Raw genomic sequence first — 21,827 nt, 5'->3', positions numbered from 1 at the left:
AGCCCATCACTCCCATTGGCCGCTTCGTAGTGCATCAATGCGGGTGAAGACTTCGTAGAGATCCCCAAAACGGCCGGAACTAATTACCTCAAGCGGGGTTCTTCCTTCAAAGTAAGGGTTATGGTTTTTCATCGACATAAAATCACGAACGTTGTCCTGGTTATCAAACACGACCCTTAGTGCAGAATGCATACTCAGGATGTAGCTTATCCGCTCCAGTTGGTCATCTGTCAGGGATGCTGACTGAGGATCTGCACGGTATTTAAAGTAAGTGGAATTTGGTATTTTTAAGATATCCTGAGTCTGTGATGCCGTACATCCCCAGTTATGCAAGATATTATCGGCGGCTTTAAATCCAGTTGAAGACGTTGCCACCCTGTTAATTGTCGTCTTTTCTGTTTTCATAGTATTCCACCAAATATCACCTTCTATGTAAGCGCTAAAAATTAAACATAATTCTAGTAGAGGTAATTGCCCCACCCAAAATATGAACCTCACATTCAATGCTGAGCCACAGGTGTCGCCTTATGTGTATCGTCATTCACTCGTTCAAGAGTCTAACAGACAGCATAATTTGGTGAAATCGGTCTTAACATGTTCTATGGTCCACAACAAAACGCCTCTATCACCCGCTGACGAAACCTCCCAATCTTAAGCTCGGCTAAATCGTTTAAATCCCCTCCCGTGTGGCTGTTAGAGGCTTTTTCCCTAGGCAACCACTCAAGATTTAACAGTCGCTCTTCAGCTAATCCACATGTAATTTGGTGCGATTTATTTTCACGTTCACAAGTTGGTTCGTGTTCTTGTTCCTCTTCAGAAGGCGGTCTAATGTGAAGACAGGTCTCTGGGATATCTTGCTCAATTCGTTCAGCGAAAGAGACAAGGTTTTCTTCGGCAAATGTATAAAGCCAAGCTTCCTGATTAGCACTCCCATTCACCCTGAGTATCCGACCCAATACCTGACGAAAGTACAATTCTGTTTTAACTGCACTCATATGACAGCATACTTGTAACCTCGGGATATCTGTTCCCTCACTAATCATCCCAACACTGACTATCCATTGCGTATTAGCACTTTTGAACTGTTCAATAGTCTGTAAAGGCTTGTCATGATGATAGGTTACTATCACCACACTTTGACCGTGCTTCTCAGCTAATGCTTTCTTAATCTGTTTCGCATGACTTACAGAGGCCGCAACGACTAATCCCCCTGCATTTGGTATAGATTTGCGTATCTCCGCCAATTTTTTACAGCTTTCAGTGAGCAAATAATCTATCGCTCTTGGACTATGAATGACTGATTGATAGCTTGCCGTAGAGTCTGATAGTAGAGATTTAATCGATGAAAAAGAACGTTGACTGCTTCCCTCTTTCACTGACAGGTACTCGCTGTCTGCCAACACAATACGAGGGCGACGGCACACTGAATCATCAACAGCTTGTTGCAAACCGTATTGGTAATCACAAATGAGTTCACCTTCTAAGTTGGTGTACTCAGCCATAGCGATAGGCGCTGCATCGGTACGCCATGGTGTACCAGATAGTGCCAAGGAGTACGTTGCCAATTTCTGAATGTTCGCCACAATCTGCTGTCCCCAAACGTTTGAACGTCCATGCTCATCAGCCGCACAATGATGGATTTCATCAAAGACAACAAACACACGATAACGCTGGAAGCGTTGCCAAAAGTCATCGTTTTTAAAGCTCAACGTTTGGTAGGTATATACACCTCCAATGGCTCCGAACCCACCACTAAAGTCATTCCCAGTGATTATGGAAAAGGTATGCCGGATGGCCTCACAAACCATGCGGGATGGAGCGAAGCAAAGCACCAGATCAACCTGATTTTGATCTAACAAACGTTTTGCTATAGTCGCTGCAAAGACTGTTTTTCCTGCCCCTGGTGTTGCCTGACAGAAGAAGTGTGAGCCTCCCGAGTTATATTTATACTCAGCCTCCTCAACGCAGGTCTGCTGCCAGCGCCTTAACATTTGCTCGCAACCTTTGCATCATGCTGTAACACCTTACCCAGCGCATTTATTCTACCTAACAAGGTTGCCGAGCGCTCTTTCGCTTCAGTAAGAAGAGGTGTCCATTCATGCGATTTTTCAGGGAAGCGTTCAATCAAAGACCGAAGCTCTTCCACTTCACCAAGCGTAATGGATAGCTCTCCTTCATATTGGCTCTTCTCCCTAAATAACTGGTCAATCCCCATGGTCTCTTTGGTTGCTGGCTTAAGTTCTGTTTCCACTTTTAGACCAGCCCCTTTACCATCACTTCTAGGCTCGACGGATAGTTGCTTAAAGGTATCGGTAACCCAATATCGTCTGTTACGTCCTTCTCCTGTATCTCGCAACCAGCCTTTACCCAAGAATGAAAGAATCTGACGATAAATCATCTTCCTTGCTTCATTGATATCTTCAGAACCATTGTCGTAAGAAAGTATCGCATCCCGCGCTTCTGTTACTGAAAAGCCATCCACTTTCCTTTCAATCAATAGGTTATACATAAAGCGATTTATTTTCATCTTCGCAACCATGGGCAACTTCACCAACACAAAAACTTAGGATTGCTAAGTATACAAAAATCCGTAAAACTTAGACAATCTAAGTTATCTATAGGTTGATTAGAAATGTCTAAGTGCAAAACACCAACCCCATCCCAGAGAGGCTCAAAGCTGCGCGTAAAAAAGCCAAAATCACCCAGAAAGATTTAGGGGTGAAAATAGGCATGGAACCAAGCTCAGCTAGCGGACGTATGAACCACTACGAAAAAGGCCGTCATGTACCGGATATCAGCACGCTGAAACGCATGGCAGAAGAGTTAGGTGTACCACTGAACTACTTTTTTTGCGAAGATCAACTCAGTGCAGAGTTAGCTTGTGTGATTGAAAAAATGAGTGAAGAAGAAAAGAAGCGGTTACTTTTCGAATTGGCAAGAAAGTAAGATAGTTACCCTTCAATCAGGATAGTTGCCACTATCCTGATTGAAGCTAAAGCTTAGTAAGAATGAGTATGAAACATGGCCCGTGCCCACGCTAACACGTCGCTGGACAGAGCCGACTTAGAGCAATCTGTCAGAACTGATTACATCGTAGCTACAGATCTGACAGATTGAATCCAAACTAATCCACATCATATGTGGCCGACACTATAGTCGACCATGTAAATAGACTCTTTCATTGCAAGCGTTGCTCATATCACGATATTACTTAATGATTGGAGGTTGGAAATGCGAACCTCCATATCATATCATTGGATTAATTTTATTCTGAATTGTTCGCGACTTGAGCGGGGGTAATTATTCCGACCACAGTGGCCACGATTCCCTTCGGGATAACCTTTCGCTGTGGCAATGACCGCTACAGCTGAAATGGAAGCGTTCCTACAGCCATATCCCTCTCATACCATGCTCGTAGCCCGCTATCAGCCTGACAATAGCCCCAGTTTATCAGGCGATGGTGTTTGTCATCCCCGAATCCGCTTAGCCGGGTTGCAAGTTCCTTGAGCTTGTCGTATTCTCCCCGCTGCTTTTGTGTGATAATTGGCTCTATCCACTTGTAGTCGCTTAAATCCGTCTCAATGCTCCAGTACGCCCCTTTGTACTCGCCAGATAGATAGTTCCGCATGAGTGTACGCTTTCTGAGCGAACGTTGTTGGTCGATCATAACCTCGGTCATGCGTCCAAACTGTGAATGCCACCAAGTGCGCCAGCTCACCAACTTTTTTAGTTTGCCAAGAATACCAGCACCTTCTGGATGTGGGATCTCGAAAGGAGCTCCTGCATCACAACTGAATACAACGTCATATTCCTTGTTTTCTCCATGCTTCCAGAGCATCTCGATACCCATGTTGTCATATAGGCCGCCATCACAGAGCACCAGCTTCTTGCGCAACCGGGCAATAATTTCATCATCGAGCTTTTTGTAAATTGGCTCACCCCAATCCCATGACTCACCAGAAAGCTTCACCGGAGCCATAAATGGCGGAAATGAACTGGAAATACACACAGCTTGCGACAAATTTAGGTCATGCCCTGTGGCCTTGCCCAGGTGATAGTCACGTACATAGTCTTTTGAAATACGCACACTCACTCCCGTGTCATAGTTGGTGCCGTAAAAAACAAACTCCGGGGCCATTGGGTTATGGGGTAGATCTCGTAATCTAACATTTTTAAACAAGTGCTTATCGTAAAATTTGGCTAGTTCATTCCCCGCCGTGGATGAGGGGTTCACGGTGCCCAAAGCCATGGCCGGGACGTCAATGGTGCGTTGACAAAACTTTAGCAAGGGATCCGCGACTACTTCTTTAAAGTTGGTTGCCCTATGCCGGCCCAATTTTTCATCTACCACCTCGAAGTTTAGTTTGTCCCACTGGTAGAGCAGAAATCCTGCGGCAATCGCCCCGCCTGATACACTGGTAATGGTATCTAATGACGTGAGTAATCCCTCTTCGTTAAATCGCCACAATGTCCCCAGAGAAAATAGTGTGGCACGATAGCCACCACCAGAAAGGGCTAGCCCTTTTTTTAACTTATCAGTCACCCTAAAGCCTCCTTTCAAAAACTTTTATATTGCGATCGCTAACAATCATGGAATAAGCGGGTAAGCCATCTTCAGCTAGCCTTGAGGCAATTTGGTCAAGCTGGATCGAATCCAGCCCACTTAGTTCCGACGAACTCCCCCGGGGATGGCTGTGCCACTCGCCAAGATAGGATACATTCCCTGCGGTTCGTCGCTGAATTTCTTCCACGATCTCAGCCACACCCTCTGTCCCGCGCTTGAACCAAGTATTATGATGTTGGCTATCCGAAGGGGCTGGCAATACATCGACGATAAAAACATGCCTGGTGGGGAGATCATGATAACCAACAATGATCCCGCCCGTCTCCATTGGTAAATGTTTGGTTCTCAATGCGTGAAGTTTTTTTTCAGTCCCTTCGTCCCAAACTACACGAAAATCTGACAGTACACTTTCATACGATTTTGTTTTATAAACAGGCACTGACTGCCTCACTCTGTTCCCAGATGTAAGTTCGTTCACCCACACAGAAATCGAAGCTTCATTTCCCTTTGCTTGCATCATAATGTGTTCGGCAAGCAACGAAGCATGCGACATCACCCTGAAATGAGACATCGTCACAGAAATATCCCTGCATCCAGTACCTGAACGGAACGACTTTGGCGTATCCAGGTGCCCACGGCCCCAATCTTCGTTAATCACTGACCTGTAGTACTGGGCTTCAAGGGCATTTAGACGAATATGGCGCTGTTTATCTTCGGTTAACATAACCGCATCTCTGCCGTCCGGTGTAAAAAATACCGAGAGATGACGAGGTGCATGACGCTGACCACTTACCTTTCGAGGATAAGCAATTGAGGCTGTAGCATCGACAACGAGATCTGCTGTCCGGTACGCACCTTTTAAGTCTTGATCAGCAAATTCTGTTGCATTGAGGTGCAGGTGACTAAACATTGAGAGATGACCCGCATGGATATTCCCAATTTGTGCCATAGCCTGTGATTTCGATTGACCAACATGCACGTCAAGTGCGACATGTCGTGTAAAATTGTGCGGCCTAAAGTAGTCATCATCGACAACTACCCACTTCCCCCAGCCACACCTTGCCCAAAAATCTACAAGAGCACCACCTAACGCACCGGCACCGATAATCAGGCCATTGCCCCCCGCTTCTTGGATGCCTGACTGTGCTCGACGGGTCCGCTCGTCCGGTCTTATTAGGCACTCAACAGGCTCTAGCGGGAGTTCAATGTCACATGTTGTCATAGGGCGTAGGTTACCGGCCAAGGCGCTGACATTGGGCAAACCATTTAGAGATACTTCAAATAGTTTGAGCAGATCGCTGATTCCACTGCGTGTAAGCACAGCCATCAACTGGTTTTTCTCCGGCTTGGCACTGTCATCCCTACGGATGGGAAACCGCAAGATAATGCAGGTTGGACAGTGCATTTGGTGGCTATCACCTTTTAATTCAGATAGTTTCTCTCGAACCAGTGACGTAAGATTTGCATCAGTTCTCTTTTCACAAAAAAGAGCCAACTCACGGAAAGTGTACGGCATATAATTGACGATCCCGTGTGTGGCCGGCGGCAGCCGTATGTCAATCGTGTTGAGCTTAACCTTAGTGCCCCTGCATGATTGCCAGTGTGCCACATAAGTGCCACAGGGGACTTCGGTATCTCTGTTCGGCTCAAAGGCAGTAATAAAAATTTTGCGTCCTGCATTGCACTCTAGCTGGAAATCCGGAGGCAGTACTATTGAACTTAGTGTTGGAAAGAATAAGGGTTCGAGCGCCTGGTCTTGTGGATGCAGTTCACCTCTGGATGCCTGCATCAGCCACCAGCTAACACGTTTAAGGTGCTTTTCCGCAGTCCACGTACTTTCGACAACATCCGTCGGTTCAAGGTACAGGCACAGATCTCTTGGTGAGTCAGGTGGCGTGGCATTTTGGTGAATCAGAATAGGAAATTTCTGTCTCAGCGCATACGTGGTCGGGACGATCTGATCTGTAACCTTAAACCCGATCCGTTCACTGTATTGGATCCCTACTTTATTGCGGGATGGAACCTCGTCACAAGTTATATCTGCTATGACGTATTCTATCGCCTTATCATCACCGAGTTTAATTAACTCTACCAGTTCCCAAGATGCGGATTTATTGATGGCATGAATTAACGAAACGGAGCCGGGCCCCATTTCGTGTTCTTTAACCCGCTTGCCCTCTAATGAATAGAACGCAGTCATAGTAGTTAACCTGCCCGTGCCGGCGAGGCTACTGCAGCTGCCAACGCAGCACTTGCTGCTTTTTTCAGGCTCAGGCCGAAGTGTGTTATCTCTATTGTAACTGGTTCAGGCGCTTTGGAGTTGGGCTCCTCCATGGTTACAATAAAGCGCCTACCTCCAACTTTCTTCAGGTATTTTTCATAACAGTGACGGGACTGTAGATGTGGCGGCTGTATTCGATCAAGTGCCTCCTTTCCGTGCCCAAACGCATTACTGGAGCAAATCATGTAAGCATCCCGCTGTCCTTGCAGAAGCAATTCTTCAACTTTCGGCTTGGGAGCGGTCTCGTTATCACCTTTTGTGTCTGACAGCGCCAGGTAGCTGCAGTGGTGAGGTATATTTAGCAGATCCCAGCGCAGACGGTCGTCGTTACGGTGATACTGGGTAATTTCGACAATTTCTTCCAATACCTCCCACTCTGAATCCCCAATGGCTAGGAAATCGTATAGCTCTTGACCTTGTTGGAAGCGGATATTAAAAATTAGCGAGGCTTTGTTTCTTACGGTTTTTATTTGTTTGCCGTCTTGGTCGAGATGAGCGATAAATGGCGAATGAACGAAAAACTCTATACCGTCATCCTTTAAAGAGAAGGTGTCTACAAGCGTTCCCGCATCAACAATGCAGTGCGCTACATCATCCACGGACATGTCCCAGCTTTCTATTAATTTAGTTAACTCGTCTGGTTTTGAGAAAACCTTGATTCCCTTCTTTTCCTTCAGTCGATGCCTGGCTTCCTGGCGCAATATTACAAACTCTTCTTTTTGCTTATCCTTGTCAGTACGCTCCAGTAGCATTGCAGCTGGCACCCATAACTCATTGATTTTAACTCGCCCTTCTCCCTGGTATTGCTTTTCGTGCAGGAGTTCGAAAAATTCAGTACTACCCTGGATGTGATCCTCGTCCGCATGAGTAAATGCAACAACATCGAAACTATTCCGCTTAGCCTCCTTCAGCTCGTTTTTTAACGTATTTTTAAGGTCAATCTCGGGGGAGTCATCCTTTACGCCGTTACCGTGATGGCGAAAGTCCAAAAGGATCCGCTTGTCAGAGTCCAAGATTATTTGACATGTATCGCCGTTGCCTACCGGGTAAAAGTTAATCTGATGCATCACCACTCCATAATACCAAACACTAAGCCACTTGCCGCTATGAAACCAATAGAAACACACTATATTGTGCCTCAGTCAACCTTGCAACACCACATATCGACACTAAATGCGTTAGATGTTCCTCACACACACATTATTGATTTAGATCAATTAGATTTAAAACAATGTGATATGAAAATCACCTGGTGTCGGTGAAAGTAGAATTTGATCATTCTCTATCACCGCCCCTAATGTGAATTTGAAAAATATGATGCCCCATAGAACATAACACCCGTTCTATGTACCACAATAAAAGGTCAGCCATAGGCAGACCTTTTGTTGTGTCTCGCTAGGGGAGCAGAGATTAGAAAATGTATCGCTAATCAGCATTAACAGACTGAGAATGAGCTTTAGCACTATCAGACAATAGGGCAGAAGCATGTTAGAGCAACCTGTCAGCTCTAGTCACATTGATACAATGAAACTGACAGGCTTTATCCATACTAACGATATAAAACTATACTTAATCATTGATGGTCTTTCATATTTCCCCCCCCCCTCTGCTTCTCCTACTTGATAGTCATTCAAATTTTTCAAACAAGCTGTTCGTTTTTGCCCCCTGTTTGCATCGCACGTTGTTTTCTACACTACAGAACAGAAAGTAATTTGGAGGCGACTATGGCAATCCGACGTATCAAACAAATCATTCAATCTCACCCATCATCTGATGGTGATGGCGTAAAAATCCAGCGTGTACATGGATTTAACAACACCAGCTTTTCACCATTTTTAATGATCGATGAATTGAAATCGATTAGCCCTGATGACTACATTGGTGGGTTTCCAGATCACCCCCATCGCGGTATAGAAACTCTGACGTATATGCTCAATGGCCACTTCCAACATAAAGACCATATGGGCAACGTAGGTGAATTACGGGATGGTGGCGCACAATGGATGTCTGCGGGTAAAGGTATCATCCACAGTGAAATGCCGATGATGACTGACGGCTCGCTACACGGCTTCCAAATCTGGGTTAACTTGCCAGCAGCCAAGAAGATGCAGCCAGCCCAATACACTGACTTTCAGCCTGAGATGATCACTGAAAAGGTATTAGGCAAAAATAACCTCGTTCGCTTAATTTCAGGTGATCTCACCATTCAAGGCGATACAATCAAAGGGCCATTGCAGCAAACAGGTGTTCCAACCACAATCGCAGACTGGCAAGCAACCAAGGGGGCGAAATTTACCAGTTGCCTAAATCCCGACTTCCAAGCGATGCTCTATGTCTACAAAGGTACAATTGAAGTGGAAGGAAAAACCGTCAAAACCGGACAGTTGGCATTACTCGATTACGGTGAGGGACTAGCCATCACAAACACTGAAGACAGTGGTGTGCTGTTACTATCGGGCATCCCGATCAATGAGCCTGTGGTGCATTACGGACCGTTTGTAATGAATAGCATGGAAGAGATTGAACAAGCCGTACAAGACTACCAGCAAGGTCAATTGGTATAACAGTCAACTATATTTTATAGAGATCAGGTGAATTAGCATTAACTCCTGCTCTCTATAGGCACAGTCAGCTCTAATCACTTTCTGCCATGTGAATTGTCATTTTTACTCATCGTAGAGCGAAATTTAGCGCAGCAGCGTAAACGTGATCAAGCACTATAATATGAACAAATTTTTTTGTAGCTCTTGAAAACACAGAGGCATCGAGACCCTTACCTATATGCTGCAAGGTCACTTTCAACATAAAGATCATATGGGAAACACAGGTGAACTGCGTGATGGCGGCGCGCAATGGATGTCCGCCGGACGAGGGGTCATTCACAGTGAAATGCCCATGATGACCGATGGCAACCTGCATGGTTTTCAGATTTGGATTAACCTGCCAGCAACCAAAAAAATGCAACCGGCACAGTATCATGATTTCCAACCTGAGGTGATCACAGAAAAATCACTCTCCGATAATAGCCTGGTCCGTGTGATCTCCGGCGATTTGACCATCAAGGGTGAGACATTAACCGGCCCTTTACAAAAAACCGGCGTTCCGACAACGGTTGCCGATTGGCGAGCAGCCAGCGGCGAATCATTCAACAGTTGCCTGAACCCGGATTTTCAAGCCATGCTGTATGTTTACAAAGGGGCTATTGAGATCGCCGGCGTCACAGCCCGGGCAGGTCAGCTGGCTATTCTCGAAAGCGGTGAAGGTCTGTCGATCAAAGCAACAGAGGATACTGGCATCTTGCTTCTTTCTGGGTTGCCCATCGATGAGCCCGTTGTTCACTATGGTCCTTTTGTGATGAACAGCATGGAAGAGATTGAGCAGGCGATATCTGATTATCAGCAAGGTAAGCTGGTTGGCTAAAGCCGGAAAGCGAATTTATTTGAAGATTAGCTCATTGGATCAATGAGCCACAGGCAAAAAAAAGTGTAGGGAAAGCGAGCGCCGTGCTCTTCCCTACACTTTCTTTTATTTGCGCTTGGGCAAGACTAGTAAAGCGATTCTTCGCCTTCCGGGCGAGTCTTAAAGCGGCGGTGAAGCCACATATACTGTTCCGGTGCTTCCATAATTGAGCGCTCGATGGCCTTATTTACATAAACAGCGGCAGCATCAGGATCATTGTGAGGAAACTCTTCCAGCGGTGGGAAGACCTTAAGTGTATAACGCCCCGTATCCGTATTGCGGACCATCGCGAATGGCACAACGGCACAATCCGAAGCATCCACCAGCAAACTCGTACCCGTTGTGGTGCAAGCCTTTTCAACCGCAAATAGCGGAGCAAAAGTCGAACGGCGTCGACCATAATCATGATCGGGTGCATACCAAACGCGCTCACCATTTCGCAATGCACGCAGCATTCCTTTGACATCCCGGCGATCAACCATGTATTTGTTCGAGCGAATACGGCCGTTAAACTGGAAATAATCAAAACATGGATTCGTATTTGGTCGATAGACACCTACGCCTGGAGTCTTCAAACCAAATGCCCGGGCGCCGAGTTCAAGATTCAGCGAATGCACCGCGATCAATAGAACACCCTTTCCCTGCTCTTCAAGTTGATGAATGTACTCCAAACCTTCATACGTCACATGACGCTCAACGCGCAAATCAGGCCAAAACCAAGCCATGCCCGTCTCAAACATGGCCAAACCTGTATTGTCGATGTTTTTTTGCGTCAATGTCTCGCGTTCGTCAGCAGGCATATCCGGAAAACAAAGTTCAAGATTACGTTCAATCGTCTTACGGCGTTTTTTAACTATCCCCATCGCCAGACGCCCAAGCCCCTGGCCGAGGCGGAACTGGATAAAATACGGCAACCAGCTGATTAGATACATCACACCAATCATGGTCAACGTTAGCCAATAGCGTGGATGAAGAAACGCTTTTTTAAACGTAGGCGCGGTTAAATTACTCATATTAGAAAAACATTCCCATGGTTATTATTCTGGCTTCATCATGGTCAATAAAAGCAAGGGATTACCCCTATCGAACATCGTATTTTATTAATTAGTAACCAATCATGCAAGACTGTAACAAGACTTCTAGCTATCCATACAGGCTATATTAAGAAAACTATACTTAAATCCAATAGTTAGCCCTGTAAATTTACAACATTACAGAGAACAAATAGCAACGAGTAATACCCAAGAGGAATGAATGACATGTTTGGCGAGGAAAGAAAAGCCCACATGAGCGGGCTTCTGGAAAGATAGATACGTTAGGCCTACTTAGGCAAAAAGTCTCTCACTAGGACGATGATTTAGCATATAAACAAGTCTCTCCTTCCGGGCGAGTCTTAAAGCGACGGTGAAGCCACATATATTGCTCGGGAGCTTCCATGATGGAACGCTCAACGGCTTTGTTGATGTACTCTGCCGCAGCCTGTTCATCTTTATGAGGAAAAGCTTCCAAAGGCTCATGAATTTTCAGAGTGTATTGGCCGGATTCTGTATTTCTGACAATTGTAAACGGCACCACGGCACATTCAGATGCATCAGCTAATAAACTTGTACCTGTTGTCGTACACGCTTTTTCAACGGCAAAAAGCGGAGCAAAGGTTGAACGACGGCGACCATAATCATGATCCGGGGCATACCATACGACTTTACCGGTACGCAATGCATGGATCATCCCTTTTACATCTCTGCGATCTATCAAGGTGCGGTTTGAGCGAGCGCGGCCTTGATACTGGAAATAATCAAAACAGGGATTGCTATTCGGTCGGTAAACCCCCATCCCCGCTTTAGTTATCCCAAACGCACGCGCCCCCAATTCCAGGTTCATTGAGTGAACCGCCATCATCAACATCCCCTTCCCTTGGCTTTCTAGCTTGTAGATATGCTCCATGCCTTCAAGGGTCACGTGGCGACGAACACGCAGATCTGGCCAAAACCAGGCCATTCCGGTTTCAAACAGCGCCAGCCCGGCATTCTTGATATTCATTTCAACAAGGCGATTACGTTCCTGCTCTGGCATATCAGGAAAGCAAAGCGAAAGGTTCTTCTCAATGGTCTGGCGACGTTTCGGCAAAACCCGCATAACTCCCTGCCCAATCCATTGCCCCAGGCGAAACTGGATAAAATATGGCAGCCAGCTAAGCAGGTACATGATCAATACCATCATTAATGTTGGCCAATAGCGAGGCAGGAGAAATTTATAACTAAAAGTTGGTGCTTCAGATTTGCTCATAGCGTTTATTGTTCGCAGTGCTAATTGTTGTTATGTACACACTGTAAAAACAATGGATACCCATGCTATAAAAAGCAAAGCATTTTATTACCTCTGGTTAGTAAGTAATAGAGATATTTACTTTTCATAACGATTATTGACCTGATGTCACCTTTTCAGAAAAAATACGGAAAGATGCAGCCATTTTTGACGATTTTTACACCAATCAAATGTATTCAAGATGCCTGTATAAGTTGAAAGATAAAAGGGTAACAAGCACCTTGTTACCCTTTGGCTACATCACGACAGAAGAGTTAAAACCCTTCCACGCCATGCATATCAGGCAGCTTATGGGCGATACCTTTATGGCAGTCAATACAGGTTTTCTCCCCACCAGCTAACGCCGTCGAATGCTGATTGGCTGCTCGCTGTGACTGGCGGGTAAAGTCCATATAAACAAATTCATGACAGTTCCGGCATTCCAGTGAGTCGTTTTTCTTCATTCTCGCCCACTCTCTGTCAGCCATATGTCGTCGCCTTTCGTTGAATTTATCTAACGTCGAAATTGCGCCGGTAACCCAGGCATACACCTCTTTTGAAGCTTGCATCTTACGCGCCATTTTATCTGTCCAGTCATGGGGAACATGACAGTCAGAGCAAATAGCCCGCACACCGGTACGGTTGGTAAAGTGGATGGTGCCTTGAATTTCCTGATAGACATTATCTCTATGGCAGCTCACACAAAATGGCTCACTATTCGTAAATTCCATACCTGTGTTGAAGGCACCCCAGAAAAGGATCCCGGCAATAAATCCACCCAGGGTTAAAAACCCAAGACTGAAATATTTCGATGGAGAACGAACCAGCTGCCACCATTTCTTTATCCAGTTCCACATGCTGGCTACCTCCTCACTGCTCTTGATCAATTAAGGTGTCAAGATCTGTGAAATCAGTACCGACCAGTTGCTTCGCATCGGTTTGTACCACATGACACTGCTGACAGAAGTACCTTCGCGGAGAAAGCTCTGCTAGGAAGTTACCATCACGATCCATATAGTGAGTCACACTGATCATGCGGGCCTGCGTTTCCTCTACCCGGCTCCGAGCATGGCAAGACATGCACTTATTCACATTCAGATCGACTTGGTAATTGTCAATCTTGTGCGGAATAACCGGCGGCTGCATCGGATAACTCCGCTTCGGAATAATGTCAGTATTGAGAGGATGGCTCATCACCGGAGGCTCAGGCTGAGTATCTAGCGCCGACATACGCAGTGTCGCCAACTCCTCATCAACAATCGCAGTAGCCGCAACCACTACCGCAGCAGAAAGTGACAACGCGGCCGTTAGCAAAAGAAGTACGGAAATTAAACCCTTCATTATTCAGACTCCTATGCTTTCATTATTTTAACTGCGCACTTCTTGAAGTCAGTCTGCTTGGACAGCGGATCGGTTGCATCCAACGTCACCTTATTAATGAGCTGACTGGCATCAAACCAGGGTACAAACACCAAACCTTTCGGCGGCTTATTACGGCCCCGGGTTTCCACTCGCGTGATGATTTCACCGCGCCGGGAAACAACCTTGACCGCATCGCCGCGCCGTAATCCGCGGGATTTCGCATCCTCAGGATGCATAAAGACTTGTGCATTCGGATAAGACTTAAATAACTCTGGAACCCGTTGCGTCATAGAACCGGAGTGCCAGTGCTCTAGCACCCGACCGGTAACAAGCCAGAGATCATAGTCTTTATCCGGCGCTTCAGCCGCCGGTTCAAAAGGAAGAGCAAAGATGATCGCTTTACCGTCAGGCTTGCCGTAAAACTCAAAGCCCGCTCCTTTTTTCACATACGGATCCGCTCCTTCACGGTACCGCCACAATGTCTCCTTGCCGTCGACAACCGGCCAACGTAACCCGCGAGACTGGTGATACATCTCAAACGGTGCCAGATCATGCCCATGGCCACGGCCGAACTCGGCATATTCCTCGAACAACCCTTTCTGGACATAGAAGCCATATTCTGTCGCTTCATCATTAATCTGCCCCTCCGGCAGATCGGACAGCGGGAACTTGTTGACCTGGCCATTGATGAACAACACATCAAATAACGTTTTACCCTTAAAGCCCGGGTTCGCATCAAGCAGTTCTTTCGGCCATACTTCCTCGGTTTTGAAACGTTTTGAGAACTCCATCAACTGCCAGAGATCTGACTTGGATTCGCCGGGCGCTTTGACCATTTGATACCACAGCTGAGTTCGACGCTCTGCATTACCATACGCACCTTCTTTCTCGACCCACATCGCAGTGGGCAAGATCAGATCGGCAGCCTGAGCTGTCACCGTTGGATACGCCTCGGAAACAACAATAAAATTATCCGGATTGCGATAACCAGGCAGGGTCTCCTCGTTGATATTGGCCGCCGCCTGAAGATTATTGTTCACCTGGATCCAATAAGCATTGATCTTTCCGTCGCGTAATAGACGGTTTTGCAATACCGCGTGGGCACCAACTTTACCCGGGATAGTCCCTTCTGGAAGTTTCCAGATCTTTTCCGCTGTTTTACGATGATCTGGGTTGGCGACCACCAAATCGGCAGGCAAGCGGTGGGCGAAAGTACCTACCTCACGGGCAGTACCACAAGCCGATGGCTGACCGGTTAATGAAAATGGACTGTTACCGGGAGTGGAAATTTTCCCGGTCAGCAGGTGAATGTTATAGACCAAGTTATTACACCACACCCCGCGCGTATGCTGATTGAAACCCATGGTCCAGAATGACACCACTTTGGTATCGGGGTTTGCATACAACTCTGCCAACTCAATAAGCTTATCCGGTTTCACACCAGAGAGTTTACTGGCTTTTTCTACCGTATACTCCGAAACAAACTCTTTAAATTCGTCAAATGTCATGGGATCAGAGGCGCCGCTGTCCGGGTTCTTCGCTTTTTGTTGCAGTGGGTGCTCGGGGCGCAGTCCGTAACCGATATCTGTCGCCCCCCGGCGGAAGTTAACATGCTTGCTGACAAAGTCTTGGTTTACCTTGTTGTTGGTAATGATGTAGTTGGCGATAAAGTTAAGGATGGCAAGATCAGACTGAGGAGTAAAAACAATAGGGATGTCTGCCAGCTCGAAACTACGATGCTCAAACGTCGATAGAACCGAGACTTTCACATGCGGGCTCGACAAACGTCGGTCAGTCACCCGGGTCCACAAAATGGGGTGCATCTCCGCCATATTAGAGCCCCAGAGGACGAAGGCGTCAGCTGCTTCGATATCGTCATAACACCCCATCGGCTCATCAATACCAAACGTCCTGATAAAGCCAACAACGGCAGACGCCATACAGTGCCTGGCATTAGGTTCAATGTTATTGGAACGGAATCCCGCTTTCATCAGTTTCGATGCGGCATAGCCTTCATAAACCGTCCACTGCCCCGAGCCAAACATTCCGATCCCTTCCGGTCCCTTCTCTTTCAGCGTCGCTTTCCATTTCTCGGCCATAATATCAAAGGCCTGATCCCAACTCACCGGCGTGAACTCACCATTCTTGTCATACTTGCCGCCTTTCATACGCAGCATCGGCTGAGTCAGACGATCATCGCCGTACATAATCTTAGAGAGGAAATAACCCTTCACGCAGTTCAGGCCACGGTTTACCGGTGACTTGATGTCGCCATGGGTCGCAACAACCTTGTCATCCTTCACCCCGACGTTCACCGAACACCCCGTTCCACAAAAGCGGCACGGTGCTTTTTGCCATTTCAACTGAGTCTTAGATGCATCCGTCACCACATTACTGGCCTTCACCGGGATCGTCATTCCAATGGCGGCTGCTGCGGATGCTGCTGCCTGCGCTTTAATAAACTTCCGTCGTGAACATTTCATTACGACCTCTCTGCATACTTCACTTTCGGCCATCTCTACAACGCGGCCTGTTTTAACTGGTAATTAACCTGTAAGTACCTGTAAAAACCACACCAAAAAGCCATAGCCACCGACAACGGCTACAGCAAGGATTGGAAACATGATTACGGTAATAAACAGGAAAGCTTTGAGCTCAGCTCGGCGTTGATTCTCATCTTCCATCCGCCTACTCCAAGACTATTTCGATAAGTTAACTCTAGTCAGCTTCTGAGAAATTGATAACTCTGATGGCAGTAGGAGGCGTCATAAAAATGGTAAGAAAAACAGACATCGTATCGGAAACTATTGAAGAGGCAGTGAAGTCCGGTAATACGCACAGTTGCTGGCTGTTGCCAGCCCCCCTTTAGTGTTACTCTCGAAGATGAGGATAAAATAAAAAGGATTTATGTAACGTTTATGGCTACCAGCAAAACGAAAAGCAGTTTTTATCGCCGCCTGTATCTTGCTCACCTGATTGACAGCGGCATCTCGACAGTACCCGGTATTCTCGAGTACACCGGCATGCCGAGACGAACAGCCCAGGACACCATTAAAAGCCTTGCTGACTTGGATATCATCTGTACCTTCGTCCAAACCAAGGGGGAACGTAACCGCAGCGGCCACTATAAAATCAGTGATTGGGGAGCGATTAACAAACAATGGATTATCGATAATCTGACAGAGATAAAACTGGTCCTCGATTATCCCTAAGACATGATCCTCCTAATTAGCTTGCCCTTCACATAACACGTAACCAAGTGTGTTTATCCTCTTTACGTGTCTGTTGTGGGAAAGCATAATCCCGGATCTATTGTTACTCTGCACAAACGGAATTTTCCTTGGAACTACTATCAATTGATTTTCTTGGCCGCCCATTGCGACTGGAAGGGTCGATGGCGGGCTGGCAGCAGCTTTTTTGGAATAATACACTGGTATCCCAAATTAATGCCGATGCTGATCATACCAATCAGCATGTCCATCAGTTCGAACTGAGTAATGGCGAAGAAGTGATTCAATGTCGTGTCGAGGTATCATTGAGCTGGCAACCTTTCTTAATTGAGTATCGCCTGTGTGCCAACGAACAACTCATTGCCGACGGTTCAAGAAACACCAAAGATATTGAGCAACAGACGCCGGTAGCCCCGCCGGCTCCCGAGCGAAAATTTAGCTTAATCGGCTTAGCATCTCTGGGCATGAAGCTGCTGAAAAGTGCCAAGGTAATCAAAGGAGTATTAGCTGCGGCCAGTCTAGCGGCCTACTCCTGGCTATTTTCTGTCCAGTTTGCCCTCGCACTGGTTGCCTGTTTGGTCTTTCACGAATATGGCCATATCAGGGCAATGAAATACTTTGGAATGAAAACCAAAGGTATTTACCTGATACCTTTTCTTGGCGGGCTGGCTCTGAGTGACGAAAAGATAAATACGCGATGGCAAGATGTGGTGATTTCGATCATGGGCCCGTTCTTTGGGCTTATTATGTCTCTCATCTGCACTCTGGCCTACTGGGCAACCGGCGAGATGTTCTTTGCCGGTCTGGCTGTATTCAATGCCTTGCTAAACCTGTTTAACCTGTTGCCAATCTTGCCGCTTGATGGCGGACATGTACTAAAGAGTATCAGCTTTTCAATGAACAGCATCGTAGGCATCAGCTTATGCGCCTTGGCGGCTGTCGGCGGTATCATGCTAAGTTACTCGCTCGGGCTGGCACTGTTCGGCTTTCTGCTCATCATGGGCTCTATCGAGATCCTGATCGAATGGAAATATCGCCACAATAGCCACCTTCTCCCGCTTGACCGCTATGGACAAATCGTTTCCTTCGTGTGGTATGTCGGGCTGGTCGGTGCATTGGTTGGAATAATCTGGTATTTCGCAGGCACAGGCGACGCCATGCTGGGGCTGCCACTGAAAGTGTTGGGATCTTAGATTGGATTACTCCTCCCTCTTTTCAAGGGGGGAGGCTGGGAGGGGGTTAACATAACCCCCCCCTAGCCCTCCCCTTCATAGGAGGAGGGAACAAGAACCTACTTCTTTTTCTCCATCATTGCTTTTAAATCAGCAAATGGATTAAACGTCGCCGCTTCGTGATCATCTTCACCCGCTTTGATCACGCTGCCAGTCTGCTGATCATGCTCGGTATATTTTTCATGCTCGTGATCATGGCAGAACAGACATAGCAACTCCCAGTTGCTGCCGTCTTCCGGGTTATTGGTATGATCATGGTCGACATGGTGTACCGTCAGTTCACGAAGATTGGAGTAAACAAATTCTCTGGTACAACGACCACAAACCCAAGGGTAAAGCTTCAGCGCTTTTTCACGGTAACCTTGTTCTTTGCGGGCATAAGCGGCACTGGTGCCGTAATAATCTGATGACATAGTTCAGCCTGATGGTTCGTTAAAGCAATTATCTAAATCTACCGCAAGTGTACCCAAAATACATAGCAATAACCGGACAAAACACACATTGTAATGATTTTCCACTGGCTCAGGTTACCAAATACACACCGCTTCTGGCGCATAATTACGCAAAACGCCCCCATGAAGCCAACCTCGGCTCAGTCTGATTGAACAAAATTAGCCACGGGATCAGCAGAATACTGACAAAGTCGTGAAAAATAGACTAAAAATGAAAGGAAGCAATCAAAGATTTCATGAATATTAATATGGGCGTTGTAGAATAACATCTTGGTATACATACAATGACAGAGTTATGTCAAACCCTTGATTGGTTGCAAATTAATCTAAGGCATCAATTCTTGCATAATTTGAAGTAAAAAAAGGTCCACCCTAGATGTAATGCAGGATGAGTATGTTAGTATTCAGCCCAAATTGTTCATAGTGAATCGATTTTTCACTGTAAAGAGAAGACGGATATGGCTTTTGATTTTTCTAAAATGACTGTGGATTTATCGGCAATGCCGACAACAATTGATATGGGGCACGCTTGGTTAGGCGGTCTAGTATTAGTGTTACTGGTTTTATATATCGCCAAAAAAGGCAAGCCAGTTGAAGTCGAGAAAGTTGTCGAGAAAGAAGTCGAAGTAGAGAAAATCGTTGAGGTTGAAAAACCTGTAGAGAAGATCGTAGAAGTTGAAAAGATCGTCGAGAAAATTGTTGAAGTTGAGCCGAAGCTAAAAACAGCGACTCCGGATGCAGCCCTTCAGCTTCTTTCTTTGCTTCAGCAAGAAGCCCGTTTTATTGATTTCATGCAGGAAGACCTGAAAGGTTTTGCTGATGCAGAAATCGGCGCTGCCGCTCGTGTTATTCACGAAGGTGGCCAGAAAGTCCTAAACGAATACTTCAGCTTTGCCCCTGTTCGTTCTGAAGACGAAGAGACACGCATTACCCTGCCACAAGGCTTCAACGCCTCAGAAGTGCGCCTAACTGGTAATGTTATTGGCGAAGCACCTTTCACCGGAACCCTTATCCATCGCGGCTGGAAAGTGACCGATGTTAAACTGCCTAAGCTGGCAGACGGTCATGATGCAAGTATTGTAGCCGCCGCTGAGGTAGAACTGTAATGCAAGATACACAAGAACATCGTTTTAGCGTTGGTATCGACTTAGGTACCACTCACTGCGTACTGTCTTATGTCGATCTGCAAGATGAAGAAGCAAAAGTCAACGTCATGCCGATCGCCCAACTTACCACACCGGGTAATGTTGAAGAAAAAGATCAGCTGCCATCATTTATGTATCAGGCTCACGAGTCTGAACTCGCAGAAGGCGATACCGCCCTGCCATGGAATGCGCAGCCAAAAGCAATTGTCGGTGCAATGGCACGAACGCTTGGCAGCAAAACACCAATCCGCCTTATCGCCAGTGCTAAGAGCTGGCTATGCCACGGTGGTGTAAACCGTCGTGATGCTTTCCTGCCGCTAAACAGCCCTGAAGAAGTTGCAAAGGCATCCCCTATCGATGCCACTCGTAACTACCTTGAACATCTGGCAGAAGCCTGGAACAACCAGCACCCTGAAATGCCGCTGTTTGATCAGGATGTCACCATCACGGTTCCGGCCTCCTTCGACCCTGCAGCCCGCGAACTGACAGCAGAAGCGGCACGTAGCGTTGGCTTCAAGCATATGACCCTGCTAGAAGAGCCACAGGCAGCCGTATACAGCTGGCTGAAGAATAACGATGACACCTGGCGCGACCAAGTGTCTGTCGGTGATGTGATTCTGGTGGTTGATATCGGTGGTGGTACCACAGACCTTTCACTTGTTGCGGTAACCGAAGAAGAAGGTAACCTGACATTGAACCGCGTCGCGGTTGGTGATCACATCCTTCTGGGTGGTGACAACATGGATCTGGCGCTGGCTTACCGCTTGAAGATGAAGCTGGCTCAGGAAGGCAAACAGCTTCAGCCGTGGCAGATCCAGGCAATTACTCACGCTTGCCGTGATGCCAAAGAAGCCCTGCTAAGTGATGCAGAGCTACAGGCAGTACCAATTGTTGTCCCAAGCCGTGGCTCCAAGCTTCTTGGCGGCACGCTGCAGACTGAGCTGACACAAGAAGAAGTCCAGCAGACACTGGTAGAAGGCTTTTTCCCACAGAACAGCATTGAAGAGCACCCTGTTGAAATGCAGCGCGGCGCCCTAACTCAGATGGGCCTGCCATACGCACAAGATGCAGCCGTATCACGTCATGTTGCCGGCTTCCTGAGTCGCCAGTCTTCAGCTGTTGACGAGCTGTTTGAAAAATACGACCAGCTGCATGAAGACTTCATCCGTCCGACGGCTATTTTGTTTAACGGCGGTGTACTGAAGTCAGAGCTGCTTTCTCAGCGTCTGCTGTCTATCATTAACAGCTGGCTAACGGCGGGTGGCAGTAACGAAGCTAAACTGCTTGAAGGCCTAGACCTTGATCTGGCTGTTGCAAGCGGTGCTTCTTACTACGGTTCAGTACGTAAAGGTAAAGGCGTTCGAATCCGCGGTGGTATTGCAAGCAGCTACTACGTGGGTATCGAAAGCTCTATGCCGGCAATCCCAGGTATGGAACCGCCTCTGGAGGCACTGTGTGTCGCACCATTCGGTATGGAAGAAGGTACTCACGCTGACGTTCCAAGCCGCGAGTTTGGCCTGGTCATCGGCCAGCCGGTACAGTTCAAGTTCTTCGGTTCAACGGTGCGCCGTGAAGACCCGGCCGGTACTCACCTTGACTGGTGGCAGCCAGAAGAGCTGGAAGAACTACCAGCGATTCAGGTAACACTGCCAGTTTCAGACGGCCGTACTGCAGGCGAAGTTGTTCCTGTACGTCTTGCGTCCCGCGTTACCGAGCTTGGCACGCTATGCCTTGAAGCCATCCCTACCGATGGCGGCCAGAAATGGCAGGTCGAATTCGACGTTCGCGAAAAGTAATC

Annotated in this window: 19 protein-coding genes and 1 pseudogene; 7 read left to right on the top strand and 13 right to left on the bottom strand. The window is 47.0% G+C overall.

The window, feature by feature from the left end; translation table 11 throughout:
* Positions 1 to 6: 6 nt before the first annotated feature.
* The 3 genes from EIZ48_RS18750 to EIZ48_RS18740 form a co-directional block, all read right to left on the bottom strand.
* Positions 7 to 405 carry an MbcA/ParS/Xre antitoxin family protein gene (locus tag EIZ48_RS18750; protein ID WP_160654627.1) on the bottom strand — a complete coding sequence of 133 codons (399 nt, stop codon included), beginning with the start codon at positions 403 to 405 and terminating at the stop codon, positions 7 to 9.
* A gap of 194 nt (positions 406 to 599) precedes the next feature.
* Positions 600 to 1,991, bottom strand: a complete 1,392-nt coding sequence (locus tag EIZ48_RS18745; protein WP_160654624.1) for a DEAD/DEAH box helicase — start codon at positions 1,989 to 1,991, stop codon at positions 600 to 602.
* Positions 1,985 to 2,527, bottom strand: a complete 543-nt coding sequence (locus tag EIZ48_RS18740; protein WP_240153020.1) for a VspR family transcription factor — start codon at positions 2,525 to 2,527, stop codon at positions 1,985 to 1,987. The genes EIZ48_RS18745 and EIZ48_RS18740 overlap by 7 nt, the downstream gene beginning before the upstream one ends.
* Positions 2,528 to 2,640: 113 nt before the next feature.
* Between EIZ48_RS18740 and EIZ48_RS18735 the strand changes: the two genes are divergently transcribed.
* Positions 2,641 to 2,946 (top strand): helix-turn-helix domain-containing protein, encoded by a 306-nt coding sequence (locus EIZ48_RS18735; protein WP_160654620.1) that lies wholly within the window; start codon positions 2,641 to 2,643, stop codon positions 2,944 to 2,946.
* A 415-nt stretch (positions 2,947 to 3,361) separates the two neighbouring features.
* On the opposite strand, the gene EIZ48_RS18730 is transcribed toward EIZ48_RS18735, so the two are convergent.
* From EIZ48_RS18730 to mblB, 3 genes are read right to left on the bottom strand one after another with little or no spacing between them, the layout of a single operon-like run.
* Positions 3,362 to 4,543 carry a patatin-like phospholipase family protein gene (locus EIZ48_RS18730; RefSeq protein ID WP_160654618.1) on the bottom strand — a complete coding sequence of 394 codons (1,182 nt, stop codon included), beginning with the start codon at positions 4,541 to 4,543 and terminating at the stop codon, positions 3,362 to 3,364.
* A gap of 1 nt (position 4,544) precedes the next feature.
* Positions 4,545 to 6,764, bottom strand: a complete 2,220-nt coding sequence (gene cap2-3 / locus EIZ48_RS18725; protein ID WP_160654616.1) for an anti-phage 6A-MBL system cap2_3 protein — start codon at positions 6,762 to 6,764, stop codon at positions 4,545 to 4,547.
* Positions 6,765 to 6,769: 5 nt separating this feature from the next.
* Complete coding sequence (gene mblB, locus EIZ48_RS18720) at positions 6,770 to 7,912, bottom strand: anti-phage 6A-MBL system MBL-fold protein (RefSeq protein ID WP_192928638.1); 1,143 nt, start codon at positions 7,910 to 7,912, stop codon at positions 6,770 to 6,772.
* A 657-nt stretch (positions 7,913 to 8,569) separates the two neighbouring features.
* On the opposite strand from mblB, the gene EIZ48_RS18715 reads away from it, so the two are divergent.
* Positions 8,570 to 9,409 (top strand): pirin family protein, encoded by an 840-nt coding sequence (locus EIZ48_RS18715; RefSeq protein WP_160654612.1) that lies wholly within the window; start codon positions 8,570 to 8,572, stop codon positions 9,407 to 9,409.
* Between the two features lie 190 nt (positions 9,410 to 9,599).
* Positions 9,600 to 10,265, top strand: a pseudogene (locus EIZ48_RS18710) (pirin family protein); the annotation flags it as partial.
* A 125-nt stretch (positions 10,266 to 10,390) separates the two neighbouring features.
* On the opposite strand, the gene lpxL (EIZ48_RS18705) reads toward EIZ48_RS18710, so the two are convergent.
* The 6 genes from lpxL (EIZ48_RS18705) to EIZ48_RS18680 form a co-directional block, all read right to left on the bottom strand.
* Positions 10,391 to 11,317 (bottom strand): LpxL/LpxP family Kdo(2)-lipid IV(A) lauroyl/palmitoleoyl acyltransferase, encoded by a 927-nt coding sequence (gene lpxL / locus EIZ48_RS18705; RefSeq protein ID WP_160654610.1) that lies wholly within the window; start codon positions 11,315 to 11,317, stop codon positions 10,391 to 10,393.
* Positions 11,318 to 11,648: 331 nt separating this feature from the next.
* A complete protein-coding gene (gene lpxL, locus EIZ48_RS18700; RefSeq protein WP_160654608.1) occupies positions 11,649 to 12,590 on the bottom strand; it encodes an LpxL/LpxP family Kdo(2)-lipid IV(A) lauroyl/palmitoleoyl acyltransferase in 942 nt (313 codons plus the stop codon).
* Between the two features lie 293 nt (positions 12,591 to 12,883).
* Positions 12,884 to 13,465 carry a NapC/NirT family cytochrome c gene (locus EIZ48_RS18695; RefSeq protein ID WP_160654606.1) on the bottom strand — a complete coding sequence of 194 codons (582 nt, stop codon included), beginning with the start codon at positions 13,463 to 13,465 and terminating at the stop codon, positions 12,884 to 12,886.
* 13 nt (positions 13,466 to 13,478) lie between these two features.
* Entirely contained in the window at positions 13,479 to 13,949 is a 471-nt protein-coding gene (locus EIZ48_RS18690) for a nitrate reductase cytochrome c-type subunit (protein ID WP_075762059.1), read from the bottom strand.
* 11 nt (positions 13,950 to 13,960) lie between these two features.
* Entirely contained in the window at positions 13,961 to 16,453 is a 2,493-nt protein-coding gene (napA, locus tag EIZ48_RS18685; protein ID WP_160654604.1) for a nitrate reductase catalytic subunit NapA, read from the bottom strand.
* A gap of 63 nt (positions 16,454 to 16,516) precedes the next feature.
* Positions 16,517 to 16,654, bottom strand: a complete 138-nt coding sequence (locus EIZ48_RS18680) for a periplasmic nitrate reductase, NapE protein (RefSeq protein WP_160654602.1) — start codon at positions 16,652 to 16,654, stop codon at positions 16,517 to 16,519.
* A gap of 234 nt (positions 16,655 to 16,888) precedes the next feature.
* Between EIZ48_RS18680 and EIZ48_RS18675 the strand changes: the two genes are divergently transcribed.
* Positions 16,889 to 17,182, top strand: coding sequence for a winged helix-turn-helix domain-containing protein (locus tag EIZ48_RS18675; protein WP_160654601.1), 294 nt, complete (start codon positions 16,889 to 16,891; stop codon positions 17,180 to 17,182).
* Positions 17,183 to 17,310: 128 nt separating this feature from the next.
* Positions 17,311 to 18,393: a site-2 protease family protein gene (locus EIZ48_RS18670; protein ID WP_160654600.1), complete on the top strand. Its 1,083-nt coding sequence runs from the start codon at positions 17,311 to 17,313 to the stop codon at positions 18,391 to 18,393.
* Between the two features lie 98 nt (positions 18,394 to 18,491).
* On the opposite strand, the gene EIZ48_RS18665 is transcribed toward EIZ48_RS18670, so the two are convergent.
* Entirely contained in the window at positions 18,492 to 18,845 is a 354-nt protein-coding gene (locus EIZ48_RS18665; RefSeq protein WP_075762063.1) for a YajD family HNH nuclease, read from the bottom strand.
* A gap of 518 nt (positions 18,846 to 19,363) precedes the next feature.
* On the opposite strand from EIZ48_RS18665, the gene EIZ48_RS18660 reads away from it, so the two are divergent.
* Positions 19,364 to 19,990 (top strand): DUF2760 domain-containing protein, encoded by a 627-nt coding sequence (locus EIZ48_RS18660; RefSeq protein WP_075762114.1) that lies wholly within the window; start codon positions 19,364 to 19,366, stop codon positions 19,988 to 19,990.
* Entirely contained in the window at positions 19,990 to 21,825 is a 1,836-nt protein-coding gene (locus EIZ48_RS18655; protein ID WP_160654599.1) for an Hsp70 family protein, read from the top strand. The genes EIZ48_RS18660 and EIZ48_RS18655 overlap by 1 nt, the downstream gene beginning before the upstream one ends.
* Positions 21,826 to 21,827 lie beyond the last annotated feature (2 nt).

Source organism: Photobacterium alginatilyticum (assembly GCF_009910675.1).
Taxonomy (GTDB): Bacteria; Pseudomonadota; Gammaproteobacteria; order Enterobacterales; family Vibrionaceae; genus Photobacterium; species Photobacterium alginatilyticum.
The sequence above is the reverse complement of the archived record's forward strand: the minus strand, read 5'-3'. Positions and strand labels throughout refer to the sequence as shown.